The organism is Mycolicibacterium bacteremicum (genome assembly GCF_002086115.1).
GTDB lineage: Bacteria > Actinomycetota > Actinomycetes > Mycobacteriales > Mycobacteriaceae > Mycobacterium > Mycobacterium bacteremicum.
Map to the genome: position 1 here is coordinate 21,138 of NZ_MVHJ01000027.1, position 19,137 is coordinate 40,274.

Genomic DNA, 19,137 nt, shown 5'->3' on the forward strand with positions numbered 1-19,137 from the left:
GCAGGGTGGAGGCATCCGACATCGAGGAGGAACCATGCGGCAGATCCGCAGCGACCTGTGGGAGACCCGGCCCGACAATCCGTTCCCCGGCCTGACCACGCACGCCTACCTGTGGACCGGCGGTCAGCACGGGAACGTGCTGTTCTACAGCACCGCGACCGACGCCGATTTCGACGCGATCACCGCTCTCGGCGGGGTGGCCCACCAGTATCTGTCCCACCGCGACGAGGCCGGCCCGCAACTGGGCATCATCAAGGAGCGGTTCGGTGCCGTGCTGCACGCCCCTGCCATCGAAGAGGCCGATATCGGCAAGTACGCCACCATTGATGTCCCGCTGGCCGGCCGTCATGTCGACGCCGCGGGCATCGAGGTGATCCCGACCCCCGGCCACACCCCGGGCAGCACCTGCTACCTGGTGCCCGGGGCCAACGGCCAGAGCTACCTGTTCACCGGCGACACCATATTCCTCGGCGAGGACGGCGACTGGGCGGCCGGTTACCTGCCGGGGTACAGCGACGCCGCGACCCTGCGGGACAGCCTGCACGTCCTCGGCCACGAACATCCCGACCTGGTGATCTCCAGCGCCTTCCCGGCCGAATCTGCGGTGCAGGTGCCGGGTTCCCGGTGGGCGGCTTGTGTGGAGCAGGCCCGGGCAGGGGTTAAATTGCCGGCATGATCAGCCCTGCCGGCGCGGGCCGGTTCGCGCCGAGCCCGTCGGCCGACCTGCACATCGGCAACCTGCGCACCGCCGCGCTGGCGTGGCTGTTCGCCCGGTCCACCGGTCGTCGCTTCCTGATCCGGGTGGAAGATCTCGACGATCGCACATTCACCGAGGTGGCCTCCCGCCAACTCGCCGACCTGGCCGCCATCGGCGTCGATGCCGACGATCCACCCGAGTTCCAGACCGCGCACACCGCGCGCTACGACACCGTCATCGGCGATCTGCGCGACCGCGGGCTGGTATACGAATGCTATTGCAGCAGAAAGGATATCCTGGCCGCGCCGCGGGCGCCGCACGCACCGGAGGGCGCGTACCCGGGCACCTGCCGCGACCGGGTGCGCCCTCCGGAGCACGACCGTCCGCCGGCGCTGCGGCTGCGCAGCGACAACGCCCCGTTCACCGTGGTCGATCTGCTGCACGGCGAGTTCACCGGCGTGGTGGACGATTTCGTGCTGCGCCGCGGTGACGGTGTGACGGCCTACAACCTGGCGGTCGTCGTGGACGATGCCGCAGGCGGCATCGATCAGGTGGTGCGCGGTGACGACCTGTTGTCCTCGTCACCGCGGCAGGCCTACCTGGCCCGGTTGCTCGGCTATCCGTCGGTCAGCTATGCACATGTCCCGTTGGTGCTCAACGTCGAGGGTAAGCGGCTGGCCAAACGCGACGGTGCGGTGACGCTGGCCGAACTCGGTGTCGACCATGCGCTGGCCCTCATCGCGGACTCGCTGGGATACCGGGCACGCACGCTGGAGGGCATGCTGGCCGAATTCGATCCCGCGGCATTACCGCGCCAACCGTGGGTATACCGCCCGGTGTGAGCGAAACCCTGGCCCCGGCGGGCGGTCATTGCTACCGTCCGGCCGTGTTCGGAAACCTCCGGCGGGTCCTGCTCGCCCTCCTTCTCGGCGCGTTCGTCATCGCCGGCGTCGCGGCCTGCGGCTCCTCCGGTGATGCGGGCAAGGACCCCATCCAGGCGGCCGGTGTGCTGCGGGTCGGCACCGAGGGGGTGTACTCACCGTTCAGCTACCACGATCCCAATACCGGTGAGCTCGTCGGTTACGACGTCGACGTCGCGAAGGCCGTCGGCGAAAAGCTGGACGTGCGGGTCGAATTCGTCGAGACACCGTGGGACTCGATCTTCGCCGCACTGGAGGCCAACCGCTTCGACATCGTCGCCAACCAGGTCACCATCAATCCCGAGCGACAGGCCAAATACGACCTGTCTCAGCCCTACACCGTCGGCGAAGGCGTCATCGTCACCAGGGCCGACGACAACACCATCAAGACCCTGGCCGACGTGCGTGGCAAGACGGCCGCCGAGAACGCGACCAGCAACTGGTCGCAGGTCGCGCGCGACGCCGGCGCGAACGTCGAGGCCGTGGAGGGCTTCACCCAGGCCATCACCCTGCTCAATCAGGGGCGCGTCGATGTCGTCATCAACGACAGCATCGCCGTCTACGCCTACCTCGCCGAGACCGGCGACAAGTCGGTCAAGATCGCCGGCACCGTCGGGGAGAAGAGCGAGCAGGGCTTCGCCGCCCGCAAGGACAGCGGCTACCTGCCCGAGCTGGACCGCGCGCTCAGCGAGCTGCGCGTCGACGGCACCCTCGCCGAGATCTCCCAGCGTTACCTCAAGGCCGACGCCACCGGCTCGCCCGCGTCCACCCCCATCCGGGAGGCCGGCGTGCTGCGCGTCGGCACCGAAGGCACCTACGCCCCGTTCAGCTATCACGATCCGGCGACCAATCAGCTGACCGGGTATGACGTGGACGTCGCCCGTGCGGTCGGTGAGAAGCTGGGTGTACCGGTGGAATTCGTCGAGACGCCGTGGGACTCGATCTTCGCCGCACTGGAGGCCAACCGGTTCGACGTGGTCGCCAACCAGGTCACCATCAATCCCGAGCGACAGGCCAAATACGATCTGTCCCAGCCGTACACGGTCGGCGAGGGAGTGATCGTCACCCGGGCCGACGACGATTCGATCACATCACTGGAGGACCTGCGAGGCAAGACCACCGCGCAGTCGATCACCAGCAACTGGGCCCAGGTGGCCCGCGATGCCGGGGCCGATGTGCAGGCGGTGGAAGGTTTCGCGCAGGCCATCACACTGCTCAACCAGGGCCGGGTGGATGCCACGGTCAACGACAGCGTGGCGGTCTACGCCTACCTTGCCGAGACCGGCGACACCTCGGTGAAGATTGCCGCACAGACCGGTGAAACCAGCGATCAAGGCTTCGCTGCCCGCAAGAACAGCGGACTGCTGCCCGAACTGAACGGCGCGCTCGACGAACTGCGCGCCGACGGCACACTCACCGAGATCTCGCAGAAGTACCTGAAGGCCGACGCGACCGGCAGCCCCCAGGGGCAACCTGCCCAGCAGGCCACCGATCAACCGGCACCCCAGGCGCGTTCGGCGTGGGAATTGATCGCCGACAACCTGTGGCCGCTGGCCAAGGCAGCGTTGACGATGACGATCCCGCTGACCATCATCAGCTTCGCGATCGGCCTGGTGCTCGCGCTGGGCGTGGCGCTGGCGCGATTGTCCTCGAATGTGGTGCTGAGCAACATCGCCCGCTTCTACATCTCGATCATTCGCGGCACACCGCTGCTGGTGCAGTTGTTCATCGTGTTCTACGCGCTGCCCGAGTTCGGGGTGAAGATCGACCCCTTCCCGGCAGCGGTGATCGCCTTCAGTCTCAACGTCGGCGGTTATGCGGCCGAGATCATCCGTTCGGCGATCCTGAGCGTGCCGAAGGGACAGTGGGAGGCGGCCGAGACCATCGGATACAACTACACGGGTGCACTGCGGCGGATCATCCTGCCCCAGGCCACCCGCGTTGCGGTGCCCCCGTTGTCGAACACCTTGATATCACTGGTGAAGGACACATCGCTGGCCTCGACCATCCTGGTCACCGAACTGCTGCGGCAGGCCCAGATCGTGGCGGCGCCGACGTTCGAGTTCTTCGCGCTCTACGGCACGGCGGCAATCTACTACTGGGTGATCTGCCTGGTGCTGTCCTTCGGCCAGGCCCGGGTGGAGCACCGACTGGAAAGGTATGTGGCGCGATGACCGAGCATACGACCGACGCCGGAGGCGTCGAATACACAATCGAGGCGACCGATGTCGAGAAGGCGTTCGGCGAGAACAAAGTGCTGCGCGGGGTGTCCTTCAAGGTGGCCACCGGCACGGCGACCGCCATCATCGGACCCTCCGGCTCGGGTAAGACCACGCTGTTGCGGACACTGAACGCCCTCGACCGGGCCGACGCCGGGGTGATCCGTGTCGACGATGTCGAGATCGACTTCTCCACCCCCACTCCCAAACCCGAGGTGCGCCGCTTCCAGTCGCGCAGCGGCTTCGTCTTCCAGGGGCACAACCTTTTTCCGCACAAGACGGTGCTGCAGAACGTGATCGAGGGTCCGGTGATCGTGCAGAAGCGGCCGAAGGAGGAGGCCGTCGCCGAGGCGCGCACGCTGTTGGAGCAGGTCGGCCTGGCCGCCAAGGCCGACCAATACCCGTTCCAGCTCTCCGGTGGCCAGCAGCAGCGCGTCGGGATCGCCCGGGCGCTGGCGCTCAAGCCGAAGGTGGTGCTGTTCGACGAGCCGACCTCGGCGCTGGACCCGGAACTGGTCGGTGAGGTGCTCGCGGTGATCAAAGATCTGGCGGACAACGGCTGGACGCTGGTGATCGTGACCCACGAGATCCAGTTCGCCAAGCAGGTTTCCGATCAGGTGTTGTTCACCGACCAGGGCATCATCCTGGAGCAGGGTCCGCCGGCAGCGGTGATCGGTGATCCGAAGGAGGAACGCACCCGCCAGTTCCTCAACCGGATCCTGAACCCGCTGTAGCCCACGCCGTCAGCGAGCGCAGGTGGGCCAGTACCTCGTCGTCCGGATGCGCTACCGGATCGTCGAGATGCAGCCGGGCCAGTTCCTCGATGGCGGCCAACAGGATTCGGATGGCGGTGGCATCGGGATCGGCACCGAGGTGCCGGCCCGCGACCCGCCGGGCGTAGGCCCGGCCGATCTCCATGCGCTGCCGCACGCCGGCGGGGGCACCGTCGGGCGGCCGCAGGATGATGCGCCAACTCGCCGGTGCCGCGTGCAGATAGGCCAGGATGCCGCGCCCCAGTTCGTCGATTCCGGAAGCCGACTCGACCGAACCCATCCCGGCGAACGCGACCGCGGCCTCCCGGTCCAGCATCGCCTCGGTCAATCCGCTGAGGTCGGTGAACTGTTGATAGACAACCGCTCTGGTGACGCCCGACTGCGCGGCGACCCGCTCGACGGTCAGCGCGGGATACCCGTCGGCGGCGACGATGTCGCGGGCGACGTCCAGCAGTTGCGCGCGGCGCTGCGCTCCGCTGAGTCTGCGGCGCGTCATCGCAGCAGCAGATCGACGGCCTTGGCCGCGCTCTGCACGGCACTTTCCATGGTGGCCGACCAGTCGGTGGCGGTCCAGTCTCCGGCCAGCACCAGCGACGGCACCGAGGTGCGCTGCGGCGGCCGCAGCGCATCCAGCCCGACCACCTGGGAGAACGTCGCGCGCGGCATCTTGACGACCTGCGCTTCGATGACGTTCGCCTGCTCGGCGGCCGGGTAGTAGCGGCGCAACAGCGCGAGTTGTTCGGCGACGATCTCGTCGTTGCTCTTGTGGATCTGTTCGTAGGCGCCACTGGTGGTCAGGCAGTACAACCAGGCCTTCTCGGTGCTGCGGCCGTGCATGATCTGCCGGTCGAACACCTCGTCGATGACGCCGGTACCGCCGATCAAGCCCTCGAATGCGGACTCGGTACCCAGCGGACGGTCCAGGTAGAGGTTGGTGCTGACGATCGGGGTGTAGCCGAGTTTGTCAGCTGCAGAATAGATCTCGGAGTGCTCGGGGAGGTCGTCGAGCAGTCCGCCGATGTGGGAGTTGGGGACGGCGCAGACGACGGCGTCGGCCTCGACCTCGGATCCGTCGGCCAGCAGGACGCCGGTCACCGCGCCGTTCTCGATGCGGATGCGGCGGGCGACCGCGCGATAGCGGACGTCGACACCGCGCTCCTCGAAGACCCGCAGCGCCCCCTGGATGTAGAGGGTGTCCAGGTCGACGGTCGGGTAGCCGATGGTGACCGGAGTGCGGTGCTTCACCGCGAGGCGGATTCCGGTGCCGAGCACGTTTGCGAAGACCTTCGCCGATTCCTGCGCGACGGGTTCGGCGGCGATGCCAAGAGCCAGCCAGTCCCACAACGCTTCTCGGGCCGGGGCCGGCATGCCGACGCGGTCGAACCACTGTTCGGTGGACAGATCGGCCAGATCGGCAGGCTGCCGGATCGCCTGCCAGCCGAGCAGCACGGTGGCCCGCGCCGCGCGCAGTCGGTCGGCCCAGCTCGCGTCCGGGTGCACACCGAAAAGTGTGCGGACCGCGCCGAGTCCGGTGGTGTGCATGGTGACCTTGCGACCGTCGGGCCAGCGCAGCGTCGAGGATTTCGGGAACGCGATGTGCTCCCGGGTGCCGACGCTGCTCAGATAGCGGTAGAGGTGTTGGTAGCCGCTGGCGATGACGTGCTGGCCGTTGTCGGGCAGATCGTCGACCGCCTCGGCGCGCATGGCGTGGGCGCGACCGCCGAGGCTGCCGCGCCGCTCCAACAGGGTGACGTTCCTACCGGCTTCGGCGAGCCACACCGCCGCGGCCAGTCCCGCCAGTCCGCCACCGATGACCACGAAGCGCCGGGTGTCCTCCGCCATGCCAGGACGCTAACTTACATATTGTTAGTTAGGCAAGCGGGCCTCAGACGAATCTGATCACCGGTGAGCGTCCGCCCGCCGCGCGTTCGGCGGCCCGCAGCAGGTCCTCACGGAAGTCCGGGTGCGCGATCGCCGCCAGCGCCTCACCACGCTCCCGCACCGTCAGGCCCTCCAACTCCGCGGTGCCGTATTCGGTGACGATGACGTCGACATGGTGGCGGGGCGTGGTGATGACCGCGCCCGCGCCGAACCACGGCACGATCCGCGACTGCAGTCGGCCGTCCTTCTCATAGGTGGAGGGCAGGCAGATCAGCGAGCGGTCCGAGAGTTCCAGGCCGGCACCGGCGACGAAGTCCTCGGCACCGCCGATCCCGCTGAACTGGCTGCCGTTGATGGTGTCGGCGACCACCTGGCCCTGGATGTCGATGGCCAGCGCACCGTTGATGGTGACCATCCGGTTGTTCTGCGCGATCACCTCCGGTGAGTTCACGATCTCGACCGGCAGGAACGCGATATCGCGGTTGTCGTCGAGCCAGGCGTAGAGTTCCGGCGACCCGAAGGCGAACGTCGTCACGCTCACCCCGTCGTACTGCCCCTTGCGGGTGTTGGCGATCTTGCCGGCCCGGTGCAGCTTCATGCAGCCGTCGGTGAACATCTCACTGTGCAGCCCATATTGGTCCCCATCGCCCTCGGCGAGCAGGGTTGCGATCTGGTTGGGGATGGTGCCGATACCGGTCTGCAGCGTCACCCCGGACGGCATATAGGCGACGGCGTTCTCGGCGATCGCCCGGTCCACGTCGGTGGGTTCGGCGTCACCGCCGGGCAGGGCGAGGGGTTCAGCGTCGGAGCTGATCAGGATGTCGATCTCATCGACGTGCAGTGCGTGCCGACTCTCGCCCAGGCCGTAGGTCCGCGGGAACTGCGACGAGGCCTCGACGATCAGCAGCCGGTCGGGATCGGCTCCGGCGCGGCGTAATTCGTCCACGGTGCCACCGGCATGCAACGACAACGAGCACCAACCGTCGGAGTCCGGCGGTGCGCAGACGGTCGTCATCACCCGCGGCGACTGGCGTTGCAACAGCGGGCCGAAGCGCCGGAAGTCGGCCGGCGCGAACTCCACCCCGGCGCCACTGTCCCGCAGCGCACGTTCCAGTGGGCCGAAGAACCCGGACAGGTAGTGCACCCCCTCGCGGGAGAACAGCTCGGTCAGCACCGCGAGCAGCGCGCCGTACACCCGCAGGTCGGTCCAATCGTCGCGCTCGCCCAGCGCCTGCAGGAAGGTCGGCGGTTGACCGGGTCCGAGCGGGATGCCCAGGGTGTCGGTGGACTTCAGCCGCGCGGCGGCCTGCTCGGCGGTGAGCTCTTCTGGCATGCCCCCGACGCTACGTTCCCTTCCCGGCGAGCGTGCGTGTCTGCACCCGACACGCCGCATCGGGAGAGGAGTTCACGCACGCTCGCGCCCCGCAGAGACCGCGGGCACCGGCCTCGCGAGCGTGCGCATACTCGGTGATCTGCGCGGCGTGTCGGGGTGCAGACACGCACGCTCGCCGGGAACAGGGGGACGGGCTCAGAGCTCCTTGACACCCCAGGGCGAGCCGTAGGCGGTCAGCAGTTCCAGGAACGGCACCGCGTCGAACGCCTCTGGACCCAGCACGCCGGTTCCGCTCCACGTCCCGTTGGCCAAAAGCTCCAGCGCGACAACGGGATTGACCGCCGTCTGCCAGACCACACACTGGTGGCCGTACTCGGACATCGACCATTCGTTGTCGACCACGTGGTACAGGTAGGTCGACCGCGGCGCACCGTCCTTGCCGGTGCCGGTCACCCACAGCCCGGCGCAGGTCTTGCCCTTCATCTTCGGACCCAGATCGGCGGGGTTGGGCAGGCAGGCGGCGACGACATCGCGCGGGGACACCTCGACCCCACCGACCCTCACCTTCTCGGTGCGGTCCAGCCCGAGCTTGTGCAGGGTCTTGAGGACGTCGATGAACTCCTCGCCGAGACCGTATTTGAAGGTGGCCCGCTTGCAGTCCACCCAGCGCGGCATCAGCAGCACCTCTTCGTGCTCGACGTTGACGCACTCGACCGGTCCGATACCGTCCGGGAAGTCGAAAACCTCGGGCTCACTGAACGGTTCGGTGACGAACCAACCCTTGTCGGCCTCCCAGATGACCGGCGGGTTCAGGCATTCCTCGATCGTGGTCCAGATCGAGAACGACGGCGCGAAGTCATACCCGTCCACCGTCAGGTTGGAACCGTCGCGGGTGCCCAGCTCGTCGATCTCGGAGAACAGGTGATCGGCGGCATAGCGGGCGAACACGTCGGACAGACCGGGCTCCACCCCGATGCCGACCAGAGCCAGCCGGCCGGCGTCACGCCACTGCTGCTCGGCCTCGAACTGCTCGTCGCCCAGCTTCACCCCGGTCAGCTCGTAGGGCTTGTCGGGATGCCGCACGGACAGGCTCATCGCCATGTCGAGGTAGTCGGCACCGCCGGTGTGCGCACCATCGAAGATCGGCATCACGAACCGCGGGTCGACGGCGTTCATCACGTGGGTGATGCCGTGTGCCCGGACCAGTTCGGCGACCGCGTCGGCGGAGGTGGCGTCCACCCTGGCCGCGCTGAACCGGGTGTCCCCGACCCCGGCGACCGCTCGCTCGGCACGGGCCAGGTCGTAATCGGCGACGACGATCTGCTCGAAGAAATCACGGCGTGCCGCGATGGCACAGAAGGCCGAGCCGACGCCGCCGGCACCCACCAGGAGAATTCGCATGACGCACACCCTACGGGCCTGTGACTGTCGAAATGGTGGATTCTTCGCACAGTTTTACACCGATTTGATCGTTCAAAGGCTAGACGGCAACTGAAAGCGTAGCGAGCCCACGAAGCGTGACGTTCGGTTTGTACACCGGTTCGGCCGCCAGCTTGGCGTTCGGGAAGCGCGCGGTCAGCTTGGTCAGCGCCACCCGGGCCTCCAACCGGGCCAGCGGTGCGCCGAGGCAGAAGTGGGGTCCCAGCCCGAAGGACAGGTGCCGTGTCGGCCCGCGGTCGGGCCGGAACTCGTCGGGCGCCTCGTACATCACCGGGTCGCGCTGGGCCGCGGCCAGCAGCAACAACATGGTGTCGCCCTTGGGAACGGTCAGATCACCCACCCGCATATCCGCCCCGGCTATCCGCATCACCAGTTGCACCGGCGGGTCGAAGCGCAGCGTTTCTTCCACGACTGCGGGCGCCAGGTCCGGATCGGCGGCCAGCGCCGACCAGTGTTCGGGGTGCAGCAACATCTCCTGTGCGGCATTGGCGATCAGGTTGACCGTCGTCTCGTGCCCGGCGATGAGCAGCAGGTTGCAGGTCGCGACGATCTCCTCGGCGGTCAGTTGATCGCCGTCCTCCTCGGCCGCGATCAGCGCCGAGATCAGATCCTCGCGCGGTTCGGCCCGGCGGGCCTCGACCAGCTCACGCAGGTACCCGCGCAACCAGTCACCGGCGTCGATGCGCTCCTGCGCCTGCGGGTCGGGCGCGCCGGTGATCGACATGATGGGATCCAGCGACTGCGCGACAAGCCCTGCGGCCCAACTGAATGTCGACTCATCCTCGACCGGCACCCCGAGCATCCGGCAGATCACGGCGACGGGCAGCGGATAGGCCAGATCGGCGATCAGGTCGGCCGAACCGGCCTCGGCGATGCCGTCGAGCAGCCGGTCCACCGTCGACTCGATCTCCGGTTCCAGGGACCGGACCACCCGCGGCGCGAACGCCTGCTGGGCGAGCCGGCGCAGGCGGGTGTGGTCGGGCGGGTCCAGGAACAGGAATCCCGGTGTGTTTCCTCGCGGAGGCATCGTTCCGGCTTCCAGAAGCCGTTGCACCACCGATGATTTCGTGCTGTCACTGCAGGAGTCCGGATGTCGCAGCACCTCGTCGCAGTCGGCGAAGGAGGACAGCACGACCATGTTGGACCCCGGCATCACCAACGGACCGTGTTCCCGGATCCGGGCGAACAGCGGATAAGGGTCGGCGCGGATGGCCGGGTCGAGCATTCCGAACAACAGCGTCTGCGGATCAGAGTGGTCTCCCGACGCGTCGGCGGCCCCGTCTGTCGTCATGGCCTCATTGTGCACACGTCTAGGAAGAGCGCAGGTCGCCACCGTAGTAGCGGCCCAGCACATGCTCGCGCAGCTCGTCGAACTCGCCGGCCAGGATCGACGCCCGGATCCGGTCGACCAGCGCGATGGTGAAACGCTCGTTGTGGATCGTGCACAGCGTCGAGGCCAGCATCTCCTTGGCCTTGAACAGGTGGTGGATATAGGCCCGGGTGTAATGCGCGCAGGTGTAACAGTCGCACTCGGCGTCGATCGGGGTGAAGTCCCGCTTGTAACGGGCGCCGGTGATGTTGTACCGACCGTTCACCGAGTACACCGCCGCATTGCGGGCGACCCGCGAGGGTGACACACAATCGAAGGTGTCCGCGCCGGCCGCGACCGCGGCGAACAGATCGTCGGGTTCGCTGATGCCGAGCAGATGCCGTGGCTTGTCCGCAGGCAGCTCACTGGTCACCCACTCGACGATGGTGGCTAGATTCTGCTTCTCCAGCGCGCCGCCGATGCCGTAGCCGTCGAAACCGCGACCGTCGGCATCGCGGATGTCGACCAGCCCGCGGGTGGCCTGCCGGCGCAGGTCCTCGTACTGTGCGCCCTGCACCACCCCGAACAGCGCCTGGTACGGCTTGTCGTGGCGCACCTCGGTGAGGCGGCGATGCTCGGCCAGACAGCGCACCGCCCACTCGTGGGTGCGCTGCACCGACTGTTCCTGATAGCTGCGGGTGTTGACCAGGGTGGTCAGCTCGTCGAAGGCGAAGATGATGTCCGCGCCCAGCTGATGCTGGATACCGATCGAGACCTCAGGGGTGAACCGGTGCGTCGACCCGTCCAGGTGCGAGCGGAAGGTGACCCCGTCGTCATCGACGTGGGCCAGCCGTTCCTTGCCCTCGGCGATGATGTCGTCGGCCTGGACCCGGGTGGCGTCCATGGACAGCACCTTCTTGAACCCCACGCCCAGCGACAGCACCTGGAACCCACCGCTGTCGGTGAAGGTCGGGCCAGGCCAGTTCATGAAGGCACCCAGACCACCGGCCTCATCCACGACATCCGGGCCGGGCTGCAGGTACAGATGGTAGGCGTTGGCCAGAACGGCTTGCGCACCAATCTCTTTCATGGTTTCGGGCAGCACCGCCTTGACGGTGGCCTGGGTGCCGACCGCGATGAAGGCGGGGGTCTGGATATCGCCGTGCGGGGTGTGGATGGTGCCGACACGTCCGGGTCGTCCCGGCAACTCGGCCTGCACGTCGAAGAACTGCTCACTCACGGGAGAACATTCAACCAAGCCGGTGTGCCCGCCCCCGCGCCGCCGCTAGATTCACTGCCATGAGGAAAAACTGGCCGGCCCTGGCCTTGGCATTCGGCGTGGTGGCCGCGTGCGCCGCGTGCTCGTCCGAACACGCCGCCGCGCCCGTTCCCGAGGGCGGGCTACCGGCCGGCACCGCGCACATCACGATTGACGGCCGTGACGCGGGTACCACCGAGCAGGTGCAGTGCGTGTCGCGCGGGTTCTCCACCGAGATCACCACCGGTGACGCGAAGTCCGGCGTGGCTGCGCTGGTGTCCGGCGGCGACGAACTGTCCGCCCAGTCGGTGGCCATCCGCGACCTGGCCGGGTTCACCGGCAACTACAACGCCGGACTCGGCGAGCCGGACGCCGACGTCAGCATGATCGGCCCCACGTTCGTCATCACCGGTACCGCGACCGGGTTCCGCACCGACGCGGCCAGCTTCACCGCCGACGGGAAGTTCACCGTCCGGGTCGCCTGCTGACCTGGCGCAACCTGCCAAGATTTTTACTCAATCTGTTTCCTATGTCCGTTTCGCGCACCATACTGCTCCTGGATCATCGGGCGATCTTGATCGGTCGCACAAACGAAGGAGAACTGTGGTGAAGCGTGGGTTCGTAGTAGCCGTCGGGGGCGCAGCGCTCGTCATCGCCGGTCTGTCCGGTTGTTCCTCGGACAACAAGTCATCATCTGCCACCTCGGAGACGAGTGCGGCAGCCACGTCGGCGGAGGAGACCACCAGCGCCGCCGCATCCGAATCTCCCACCGCCGCCACCGGTTCGGGCACCACCAAGGTCACCATCGACGGCCAGGACCAGGCGGTCGAGGGTTCCGTGGTGTGCGCGGCCATGGGCGGCAACATGAACATCGCCATCGGTGACGCCGCCACCGGCATCGCGGCCGTCGTCAGCGAGGACGGCAAGACCGTCACCTCGGTCGGCCTGGGCAACGTCAACGGCGTCACGCTGGGCTTCACGGCCGGTGCCGGCGGCGAGGCCAGCGGCTCGGTGGACGGCAAGACCTACACCATCAACGGGACCGCCACCGGCGTCGACATGGCCAACCCCATGACCCCGGTGAACAAGCCGTTCGAGATCGTCGTCACCTGCCCCTGACGGGCTCACAACCGCGCGGCGGCGTCCCGGCTCGGGGCGCCGCCGTTGCTTTTTGCCGTCCTCAGCGGCCGGTGTAGCCGGCCCCCGACTGGCGCAACTGCCAGATCTGCGCGGGGCACAGCTCGTTGATCGCCTGGTTGATCAGATAACCGGCCTGGTAGTAGTCGGTGGTGCGGAAATCCCCCTTGAGCTGGTTGACCAGCTCGGCGTAGGGCATCTTGGCCGCGACCCGGTCGCAGATGGTGTTGCCGTAGCCGATCGCGGCCTCGGCGTTGGGGAAGTTGTATCCGGGCCGCACGTGCACGTTGACCAGATAGGCCACCGTGTCGGCCGCGGCCGAGGGCGCTGCCGCGGCACCCACCCCGCCGAGCCCGGCGGCAACCAGTCCGACCGCGACCATTCCCCGAAAGACCGTCATGGGGGCTGACTCTAATCCCCGCCCGATGCGAACGTGGCAAATCCCCTCTCCCGTCGGCAATACCGCGGTACCGTCCAGTCGGCGAGGGGGAGAAGATGGCGGGAACACAGCTGAGACGACTCGGCACGGCATTGTTTGCGATGGCCGTGTCCATCGCGCTGATCTGCGGGCATGCGCTCGGCGCGACCGGACTGCGACCGCTGGTCGGTCTGGTCAACACCGTGATCGGTGTCGGCGGCAGCAAGGACCCACTCTCCGAGCGACTCCCGGCAAAGCTGCAGAGCACCGTGGTGCCGTCCGGCTACAGCTATATCGGCACCGAATACCCGGCATCGCTGAACCTGGACCGCAGCGTGCGCATCGGGATGCCGGTGCTGCACCAGGAGTTGGTGACCACCTCCGGGACGGTCCTGGTTGCCGGATATTCGCTGGGCGCGCTGTTGGTCGAGCAGCTCAAGCGGGATGTCGCAGGTTCGCCGAACCCGCCGTCGCCATCGGAGTTGAGCTTCCTACAGATCGCGACGCCGTTCGTGCCCAACGGCGGCATCTTCGCGCGGTTCCCCGGCATCGCCATCCCGAACGTCGTGTCTCCGATGGGACCCGGGCAGCCCACCCAGTACGACACCACCTACATCGTCAACGAGTACGACCTGTGGGGCGACTTCCCCGCCTATTTCAACCCGGTGTCGATTCTCAACGCCGTGCTCGGCCATGAGTACGCCCACGTCGACAAGTGGTACGACGCCATCGACCCGGCCGACCCGGCCAACCTGGTCAAGTCGGTGACCGACCCCGACACCGGCGGCACCGAGACCTACATCCTGGTGCCGGCGACCCGGCTGCCGCTGCTCGGCCCGCTGCGCGACATCGCCTACCACCTGGGCATCTCGCCGGTGGCCGAACGGCTGCTCGGTGCCATCGAACCGCTGCTGCGGGTGATCGTCGACATGGGCTACACCGACCGGCTGAACCTCAACCCCGAGAAGAACACCCCGTTCTCGTTGTTCACCCCGCCGCACAAGATCGCCGAGGCGTTGCGCGCGGTGCCCGGCGCCATCGAAGAGGGCCTGCACAATCTGGTGCACGGTCCGCGTACACCCGAGCCGGCGCCCGAACCCGCCACCGGCCTGCGCAGCGTTCCCACCGCGACCGAACCCGAAGCAACAACGGGCACAGCGGAACCCGAGGCCGACCAGACCGAGACCGAGATCGACAAGACCGAGGCGGTCGAAGAGCCCGAGGAGGTCGCCGACGCCGGGGTCACCGTCAAGAAGACCCCGCGCACCGTCCCCACGGTCCGCAGCCCCTACCGCGTCCGCACCGCCGTGGCCCCCGACAGGTCCGTCGGGCGGGGCCCGAAGAAGGATGCGGCCACCAGCTCGGACTCGGGTCAGGACGACCGCGACGCCGGCGCCGAGGCCGCCTGACGACGCTGGCGGCGCCGCAGCCGGGCCAGCAGAACCCGGCGGTGCATCTCGAAGGACATCGACAACGGGTCACGCCATCCCGCGGGTTTCTTGACGTTGCTGCGCATGGTGATCCCACTGTGGCACAGCACGCGGCCAACCCTCGAGTCGGCGAAACAAACCGCGGGTGAACACCTTTCGATATTCGGGCTAACCGGGTTCGACGGCGGAGCTACGTGGGTCGATGAGCACCTTGGCATGCGCCTCCGGGTCACTGAGCGCCCGGAAGGCGGCGTCGACACCGTCGAGTCCAACCGTCCCGGTGACCAACGCCGAGGCGTCGACCTTGCCCTCGGCCAGCAGGTACAGGGTGTCGCGGAACTCCAGCGGCGTGTACCCGAAGACGAAACGCAGGTCGATCTCCTTGCCGATGGCCAGCGTCGGCCGGAACCGGTCCTCGCCCATGCAGACCCCGACCACCACCACCCGCGACTGCACCGGCGCCGCCGCCAGCACACCGTCGATCATGCCGGGCACGCCGACGCATTCGAAGATCACCGGACGCTTCGGCCCGGCCGCCCCCAGCGACTCGGCAACCCGGTACAGATGCGACCAGCCGGGCAGCTTGCGCAGCTTCTCCATCGATCCGACCCCGAGTTCGTAGAGCTGCGGGGCGGCGGTGATGACGCCCTTCTGCCGGTCGAACCGCTCGTACGGCGAGTCGACGGCCGGGTCGACGACCACGTGCGCACCACATCGGGCGGCCAGGGCGCGGCGGCCCGGGGAGAAGTCGCTGGCGATGATGGTGCCCACCCCCTTGGCCTTGAGGTGGCAGATGACCGCCAGGCCCACCGGTCCGCATCCGACGACGACCGCGGTGTCGCGCCGGCCGATCTCACTGCGGCGCACCGCGTGCAGGGCGACGGCCATCGGTTCGGTGAGCGCGGCGGTGTCGATGTCGAGTCCGTTGGGCACGACGAACGTCATCGACGCCTCGGCCAGCACCTGTTCGGCGTACCCGCCGGGGGCCAACGGGGACAGACCGGTCAGGTGCACGCCGCCGCTGGCGCGCAGCAGCGGGAACGACACGACGGTCGTGCCGGTTTTGAACTCTTTGGCCACTCCGCGGCCGCGCTCGGCGACTTCGCCACTGAACTCGTGGCCGAGCACCACCGGGGTGTCCCCGCGCATGAAATCGTCGTAGCCGACGGCCGCCATGACATCGGTGAGTTCGTCGGCGTGATCCTTGGCATGCAGGTCAGAGCCACAGATCCCGCAGCGCCGCACGTCGAGCAGGAGTTGGCCGGCCGCCGGACGGGGCGCGGGCAGGTCGATCACCGACAGTTCGCCGGACACACAACTGACAGCCTTCATCGGTATTTCCCTTCGTCAGTACCCGAGTATGGCTGTAGGGCGAAAGCACCCCGCCGCTCTGTCGTGGGTGTCAATATTCGAATCGGTTTGCAAACTCGGGATCAGGGGATTTCATGGAACGCCTTTCGGTGTGGGTCAGTGCCGGGCTGTTGTCGGCCGGCGTATCGGCGGCGGTGCTGGCCGGCGCGGGCGTCGCGGTGGCCGACGACGCGACCGGCGGTTCGGACTCCGGCGCGTCGTCGGGACCCGCCTCCGCCACCAAGCCGGACCCGACAACGTCCGAAGCCGGCACCGCCACCCCGCCGAACCCGGACACCGAGACCGAGACCGGGACCGGGCAGGAACCCGCGGCCGAACCGGAGTCCGACGCCGAGCCCGACCCGGAGCCGGACGGGCAGCTCACCCCCGACACCCCGTCGGCCGAAGCTCCCGACGCCGAACCCGCCGTCCCCGGCAAGAAGAAGCGCCCCGGGGCATCCGGCCTCAAGGCCACCGAGGACACCGAGGACACCGAGGACACCGAACCCGCGGCCGAATCCGAACCCGCCACCGCGGTGGGCACACCGCAGATCATCGAGACCAGCGCCGAACCGGCGGTGTCCGCTCCGCTGGTGATCGCCGCGAGAACCACCGCCGACCGGGCGGCCACCACGGCGCGGGTGGCCGGGCCACCCGCGGTGTCGATGGCCGTCGCGGTCCAGCAGCCCGCCGTCGAGCAGGCCTCCGCACCCCGCATCCCGAACCTGGCGCGCTGGCTGCAGGGCCTGGCCGACTCGGTGGTCAGGGGCATCGGCTCGCTGGTGATCAACACCATCCAGGCGCTGGAGGCGCTGGTGACCGGCCCGCCCGCGGTGCCGGCGAGCAGCCCCGTGACGGTCCGCACCTCGAATATCCTGCTGGCCAACGGCCAACGGGTGCAGGCGAACTGGTACTTCCCCGACGTCGCGGAGGGTGCCGATCCGCCGGACCGGTTGATCCTGCTGCAGCACGGCTTCTTCGCGCTCGGCCCGATGTACAGCCACACCGCGGCCGATCTGGCGGTGAGCACCAACAGCATCGTGGTGACCCCGACGCTGTCGTCGAACTTCTTCGCCCGCGACGACGCCTGGCTCAACGGCGCAGGCATGTGGAGCAACATTGCCGACCTGTTCGCCGGTGACCGGACCGCACTGAACGACAGCGCCCGCGCGGCCGGCTTCGACGGGGTGCTGCCCGAGAAGTTCGGGCTGGCCGGCCATTCCGCGGGTGGTCAGTTGGTGGCGGCCGTGGCCGGCTACCTCGTCGACAACGGGGCCGCCGACAACCTGGTCGGCGTGATCACGCTCGACGGGGTGCCGACGGGCTCGGTGATGTCGACGGCGCTGGCCAAGCTGCAGGCCTACCAGGATGCGACGGGCCGCTACATCCCGGTGCGTGAGATCGGCGCGCCGAGCAATGCGTTCAACTCGATCAGCAATGTGAAGCAGGCGCTGAACGCGGCGCGGCCGGGCCGCTTCAACGGCGTGGTGCTCGCCGGGGGTGTGCACATGGACTCGATGCGCGGCGGCAACCCGCTGATCCAGTTCGGCGCCTATCTGATCGCGGGCTTCCCGAAGCCGCAGAATCAGCAGGCGGTGAAGCAGCTGACCACCGAATGGTTCAACGACTGGTTCGCCGGCGACACCGACAACGGTGACGAGCTGGTGCCGGGGTCCACCATCGCCATCCCGACGCCGAACGGGACCGCCACCGGTGTGGTGGTCGGGTCGGTCCCGGCCGTGCGGATGGTCACGCTGGCCGTATGAGCTGACGCGCCCAGAACCCAGAAACCGCCCGTACCTGGCACGCAGGCGGGCGGTTTGTGGCGGTGGCGGAGGGATTTGAACCCTCGGACGGGGGTTACCCGTCACACGCTTTCGAGGCGTGCTCCTTAGGCCGCTCGGACACGCCACCGGCGGGAAGCTTACCGGCCGCGGGCCGTGCGCCCTAATCGTCTAGCGATGCCGGGCGAAGAACTCCTCCAGCGGGGCCGCGCATTCGGCGGCGAGCACGCCACCGCGCACCTGCGGGCGGTGCGTCAGCCGCCGGTCCCGCACCACATCCCAAAGCGATCCGACCGCCCCGGTCTTGGGCTCCCAGGCCCCGAACACCAACCGCCCGATCCGGGCCATCACCAGCGCGCCGGCACACATGGTGCACGGTTCGACGGTGACCGCCAGCGTGCAGTCCGCCAACCGCCAGCCATCACCCAGTACGCCGGTCGCCGCGCGGATGGCGAGGATCTCCGCGTGCGCGGTCGGGTCCCCCAGCGCCTCACGCGCGTTGGCGGCGCGGGCCAGCTCGGTGCCGTCGGGGCCGAACACCACCGCGCCGATGGGCACATCGTCGGGACCGGCCAGCCGGGCGGCATCCAGCGCCCGTCGGATCAGCTCGGTGTCCGAGCTCACCGACCGAGTTTGTCGAGCACCGCGGACAGCTCGCTGTCGAAGCCCAACCGCTCGGCGATCGCGGTGATCTGCTCCTCGATCTCGGACTCGTCGTCGGCGATGATCACACCCAGCACGCCCTCGGGCAGGCCGATATCGGAAAGCAGACCCAGGTCGCCCTCCTCGAACGGATCGGTGTCCTCGAGATCCTCGTCGTCGATATCGGCGTCCAGCTTGTCGAGCACCTCGGCGGCGATGTCGTAGTCCAGGGCGGCGGTGGCATCCGAGAGCAGCAACCGGGTGCCGGCCGGGGCGGGCCGCAGGATGATCAGGAACTCCTCGTCGACGTCGAGCAGACCGAACACCGCGCCCGCGCTGCGCAGTTCACGCAGTTCGGTCTCGGCCGCGGCGAGGCTGTTCAACGCCGCCCGGCGCAACGCGCTACAGCGCCACTTGCCGTCCTCGCGGACGACCGCGACGCCGAACCCGCCGGGCAGGTCGGCAGTCTGCTGCGCCGTAGCACGCTGTGCTCCCATGGCCGCTAACGCTAGTCGCACGCAGGGGCTGTGACTACCCAAAGACCGG

General features: G+C 68.2%; 19 protein-coding genes, 1 tRNA gene and 1 pseudogene. 9 read left to right on the forward strand and 12 right to left on the reverse strand.

The features are described 5' to 3' along the window. Positions 1–34: 34 nt before the first annotated feature. From BST17_RS22910 to BST17_RS22925, 5 genes and pseudogenes are all read left to right on the forward strand, one after another. Positions 35–676: an MBL fold metallo-hydrolase gene (locus BST17_RS22910; RefSeq protein ID WP_083061203.1), complete on the forward strand. Its 642-nt coding sequence runs from the start codon at positions 35–37 to the stop codon at positions 674–676. After that, positions 673–1,539 carry a tRNA glutamyl-Q(34) synthetase GluQRS gene (gene gluQRS, locus BST17_RS22915; RefSeq protein WP_083061204.1) on the forward strand — a complete coding sequence of 289 codons (867 nt, stop codon included), beginning with the start codon at positions 673–675 and terminating at the stop codon, positions 1,537–1,539. The genes BST17_RS22910 and gluQRS overlap by 4 nt, the downstream gene beginning before the upstream one ends. 164 nt (positions 1,540–1,703) lie before the next feature. Then, positions 1,704–1,889 (forward strand): annotated as a pseudogene (locus BST17_RS29990) (transporter substrate-binding domain-containing protein); the annotation flags it as partial. Positions 1,890–2,336: 447 nt separating this feature from the next. Then, entirely contained in the window at positions 2,337–3,791 is a 1,455-nt protein-coding gene (locus BST17_RS22920) for an ABC transporter permease subunit (RefSeq protein ID WP_407937764.1), read from the forward strand. Next, positions 3,788–4,570: an amino acid ABC transporter ATP-binding protein gene (locus BST17_RS22925; protein WP_083061205.1), complete on the forward strand. Its 783-nt coding sequence runs from the start codon at positions 3,788–3,790 to the stop codon at positions 4,568–4,570. The genes BST17_RS22920 and BST17_RS22925 overlap by 4 nt, the downstream gene beginning before the upstream one ends. Here BST17_RS22925 and BST17_RS22930 read toward each other — a convergent pair. The 6 genes from BST17_RS22930 to tgt all read right to left on the reverse strand — a co-directional run bounded on the left by BST17_RS22930 (position 4,545) and on the right by tgt (position 11,812). Further along, complete coding sequence (locus BST17_RS22930; protein ID WP_083061206.1) at positions 4,545–5,105, reverse strand: TetR/AcrR family transcriptional regulator; 561 nt, start codon at positions 5,103–5,105, stop codon at positions 4,545–4,547. The two genes, BST17_RS22925 and BST17_RS22930, sit on opposite strands and share 26 nt — an antisense overlap. Beyond that, complete coding sequence (hpnE, locus tag BST17_RS22935) at positions 5,102–6,451, reverse strand: hydroxysqualene dehydroxylase HpnE (protein WP_083061207.1); 1,350 nt, start codon at positions 6,449–6,451, stop codon at positions 5,102–5,104. The genes BST17_RS22930 and hpnE overlap by 4 nt, the downstream gene beginning before the upstream one ends. Before the next feature lie 43 nt (positions 6,452–6,494). Next, the gene (locus BST17_RS22940; protein WP_083061208.1) at positions 6,495–7,823 is read right to left on the reverse strand and encodes an acetyl-CoA hydrolase/transferase family protein; all 1,329 of its coding nucleotides are present in this window, start codon (positions 7,821–7,823) and stop codon (positions 6,495–6,497) included. 195 nt (positions 7,824–8,018) lie between these two features. After that, positions 8,019–9,224: a saccharopine dehydrogenase family protein gene (locus BST17_RS22945; protein ID WP_083061209.1), complete on the reverse strand. Its 1,206-nt coding sequence runs from the start codon at positions 9,222–9,224 to the stop codon at positions 8,019–8,021. 79 nt (positions 9,225–9,303) lie between these two features. Beyond that, positions 9,304–10,554, reverse strand: a complete 1,251-nt coding sequence (locus BST17_RS22950; protein ID WP_083061252.1) for a cytochrome P450 — start codon at positions 10,552–10,554, stop codon at positions 9,304–9,306. 19 nt (positions 10,555–10,573) lie between these two features. Beyond that, a complete protein-coding gene (tgt, locus tag BST17_RS22955) occupies positions 10,574–11,812 on the reverse strand; it encodes a tRNA guanosine(34) transglycosylase Tgt (protein ID WP_083061210.1) in 1,239 nt (412 codons plus the stop codon). Positions 11,813–11,871: 59 nt separating this feature from the next. On the opposite strand from tgt, the gene BST17_RS22960 reads away from it, so the two are divergent. After that, positions 11,872–12,318, forward strand: a complete 447-nt coding sequence (locus tag BST17_RS22960; protein WP_083061211.1) for a lipoprotein LpqH — start codon at positions 11,872–11,874, stop codon at positions 12,316–12,318. A 118-nt stretch (positions 12,319–12,436) separates the two neighbouring features. Beyond that, entirely contained in the window at positions 12,437–12,949 is a 513-nt protein-coding gene (locus BST17_RS22965) for a lipoprotein LpqH (protein WP_083061212.1), read from the forward strand. A gap of 61 nt (positions 12,950–13,010) precedes the next feature. Here the strand turns inward: BST17_RS22965 and BST17_RS22970 are convergent, their stop codons facing one another. Then, positions 13,011–13,349, reverse strand: a complete 339-nt coding sequence (locus BST17_RS22970) for a DUF732 domain-containing protein (RefSeq protein ID WP_109750258.1) — start codon at positions 13,347–13,349, stop codon at positions 13,011–13,013. Positions 13,350–13,462: 113 nt separating this feature from the next. Between BST17_RS22970 and BST17_RS22975 the strand changes: the two genes are divergently transcribed. Next, entirely contained in the window at positions 13,463–14,794 is a 1,332-nt protein-coding gene (locus tag BST17_RS22975) for a PE-PPE domain-containing protein (RefSeq protein ID WP_083061214.1), read from the forward strand. On the opposite strand, the gene BST17_RS29385 is transcribed toward BST17_RS22975, so the two are convergent. Both BST17_RS29385 and BST17_RS22980 read right to left on the reverse strand, forming a co-directional pair. Further along, the gene (locus tag BST17_RS29385; protein WP_165762334.1) at positions 14,758–14,925 is read right to left on the reverse strand and encodes a hypothetical protein; all 168 of its coding nucleotides are present in this window, start codon (positions 14,923–14,925) and stop codon (positions 14,758–14,760) included. The genes BST17_RS22975 and BST17_RS29385 overlap by 37 nt on opposite strands. A 58-nt stretch (positions 14,926–14,983) precedes the next feature. Then, a complete protein-coding gene (locus BST17_RS22980) occupies positions 14,984–16,147 on the reverse strand; it encodes a zinc-binding dehydrogenase (RefSeq protein WP_083061215.1) in 1,164 nt (387 codons plus the stop codon). A gap of 113 nt (positions 16,148–16,260) precedes the next feature. Here BST17_RS22980 and BST17_RS22985 point away from each other — a divergent pair, with 113 nt between their 5' ends. Further along, the gene (locus tag BST17_RS22985; RefSeq protein WP_083061216.1) at positions 16,261–17,931 is read left to right on the forward strand and encodes a hypothetical protein; all 1,671 of its coding nucleotides are present in this window, start codon (positions 16,261–16,263) and stop codon (positions 17,929–17,931) included. A gap of 57 nt (positions 17,932–17,988) precedes the next feature. On the opposite strand, the gene BST17_RS22990 is transcribed toward BST17_RS22985, so the two are convergent. From BST17_RS22990 to BST17_RS23000, 3 genes are all read right to left on the reverse strand, one after another. Beyond that, positions 17,989–18,079, reverse strand: a tRNA-Ser gene (locus BST17_RS22990). A gap of 41 nt (positions 18,080–18,120) precedes the next feature. Further along, on the reverse strand, positions 18,121–18,573 hold the full coding sequence (locus BST17_RS22995) for a nucleoside deaminase (protein ID WP_083061217.1): 453 nt from the start codon (positions 18,571–18,573) through the stop codon (positions 18,121–18,123). Next, positions 18,570–19,088 (reverse strand): tRNA adenosine deaminase-associated protein, encoded by a 519-nt coding sequence (locus BST17_RS23000; protein ID WP_083061218.1) that lies wholly within the window; start codon positions 19,086–19,088, stop codon positions 18,570–18,572. Before BST17_RS23000 ends, BST17_RS22995 begins: the two co-directional genes overlap by 4 nt. Positions 19,089–19,137: the final 49 nt, after the last annotated feature.

Bases quoted from the DNA above. Each gene is read 5' to 3' on its own strand.
- BST17_RS22910 (WP_083061203.1), top strand. From the start codon at position 35: ATGCGGCAGATCCGCAGCGACCTGTGGGAGACCCGGCCCGACAATCCG.
- gluQRS (WP_083061204.1), top strand. From the start codon at position 673: ATGATCAGCCCTGCCGGCGCGGGCCGGTTCGCGCCGAGCCCGTCGGCC.
- BST17_RS22925 (WP_083061205.1), top strand. From the start codon at position 3,788: ATGACCGAGCATACGACCGACGCCGGAGGCGTCGAATACACAATCGAG.
- BST17_RS22930 (WP_083061206.1), bottom strand. From the start codon at position 5,105: ATGACGCGCCGCAGACTCAGCGGAGCGCAGCGCCGCGCGCAACTGCTG.
- hpnE (WP_083061207.1), bottom strand. From the start codon at position 6,451: ATGGCGGAGGACACCCGGCGCTTCGTGGTCATCGGTGGCGGACTGGCG.
- BST17_RS22940 (WP_083061208.1), bottom strand. From the start codon at position 7,823: ATGCCAGAAGAGCTCACCGCCGAGCAGGCCGCCGCGCGGCTGAAGTCC.
- BST17_RS22945 (WP_083061209.1), bottom strand. From the start codon at position 9,224: ATGCGAATTCTCCTGGTGGGTGCCGGCGGCGTCGGCTCGGCCTTCTGT.
- BST17_RS22950 (WP_083061252.1), bottom strand. From the start codon at position 10,554: ATGACGACAGACGGGGCCGCCGACGCGTCGGGAGACCACTCTGATCCG.
- BST17_RS22960 (WP_083061211.1), top strand. From the start codon at position 11,872: ATGAGGAAAAACTGGCCGGCCCTGGCCTTGGCATTCGGCGTGGTGGCC.
- BST17_RS22970 (WP_109750258.1), bottom strand. From the start codon at position 13,349: ATGGTCGCGGTCGGACTGGTTGCCGCCGGGCTCGGCGGGGTGGGTGCC.
- BST17_RS22975 (WP_083061214.1), top strand. From the start codon at position 13,463: ATGGCGGGAACACAGCTGAGACGACTCGGCACGGCATTGTTTGCGATG.
- BST17_RS22980 (WP_083061215.1), bottom strand. From the start codon at position 16,147: ATGAAGGCTGTCAGTTGTGTGTCCGGCGAACTGTCGGTGATCGACCTG.
- BST17_RS22985 (WP_083061216.1), top strand. From the start codon at position 16,261: ATGGAACGCCTTTCGGTGTGGGTCAGTGCCGGGCTGTTGTCGGCCGGC.
- BST17_RS23000 (WP_083061218.1), bottom strand. From the start codon at position 19,088: ATGGGAGCACAGCGTGCTACGGCGCAGCAGACTGCCGACCTGCCCGGC.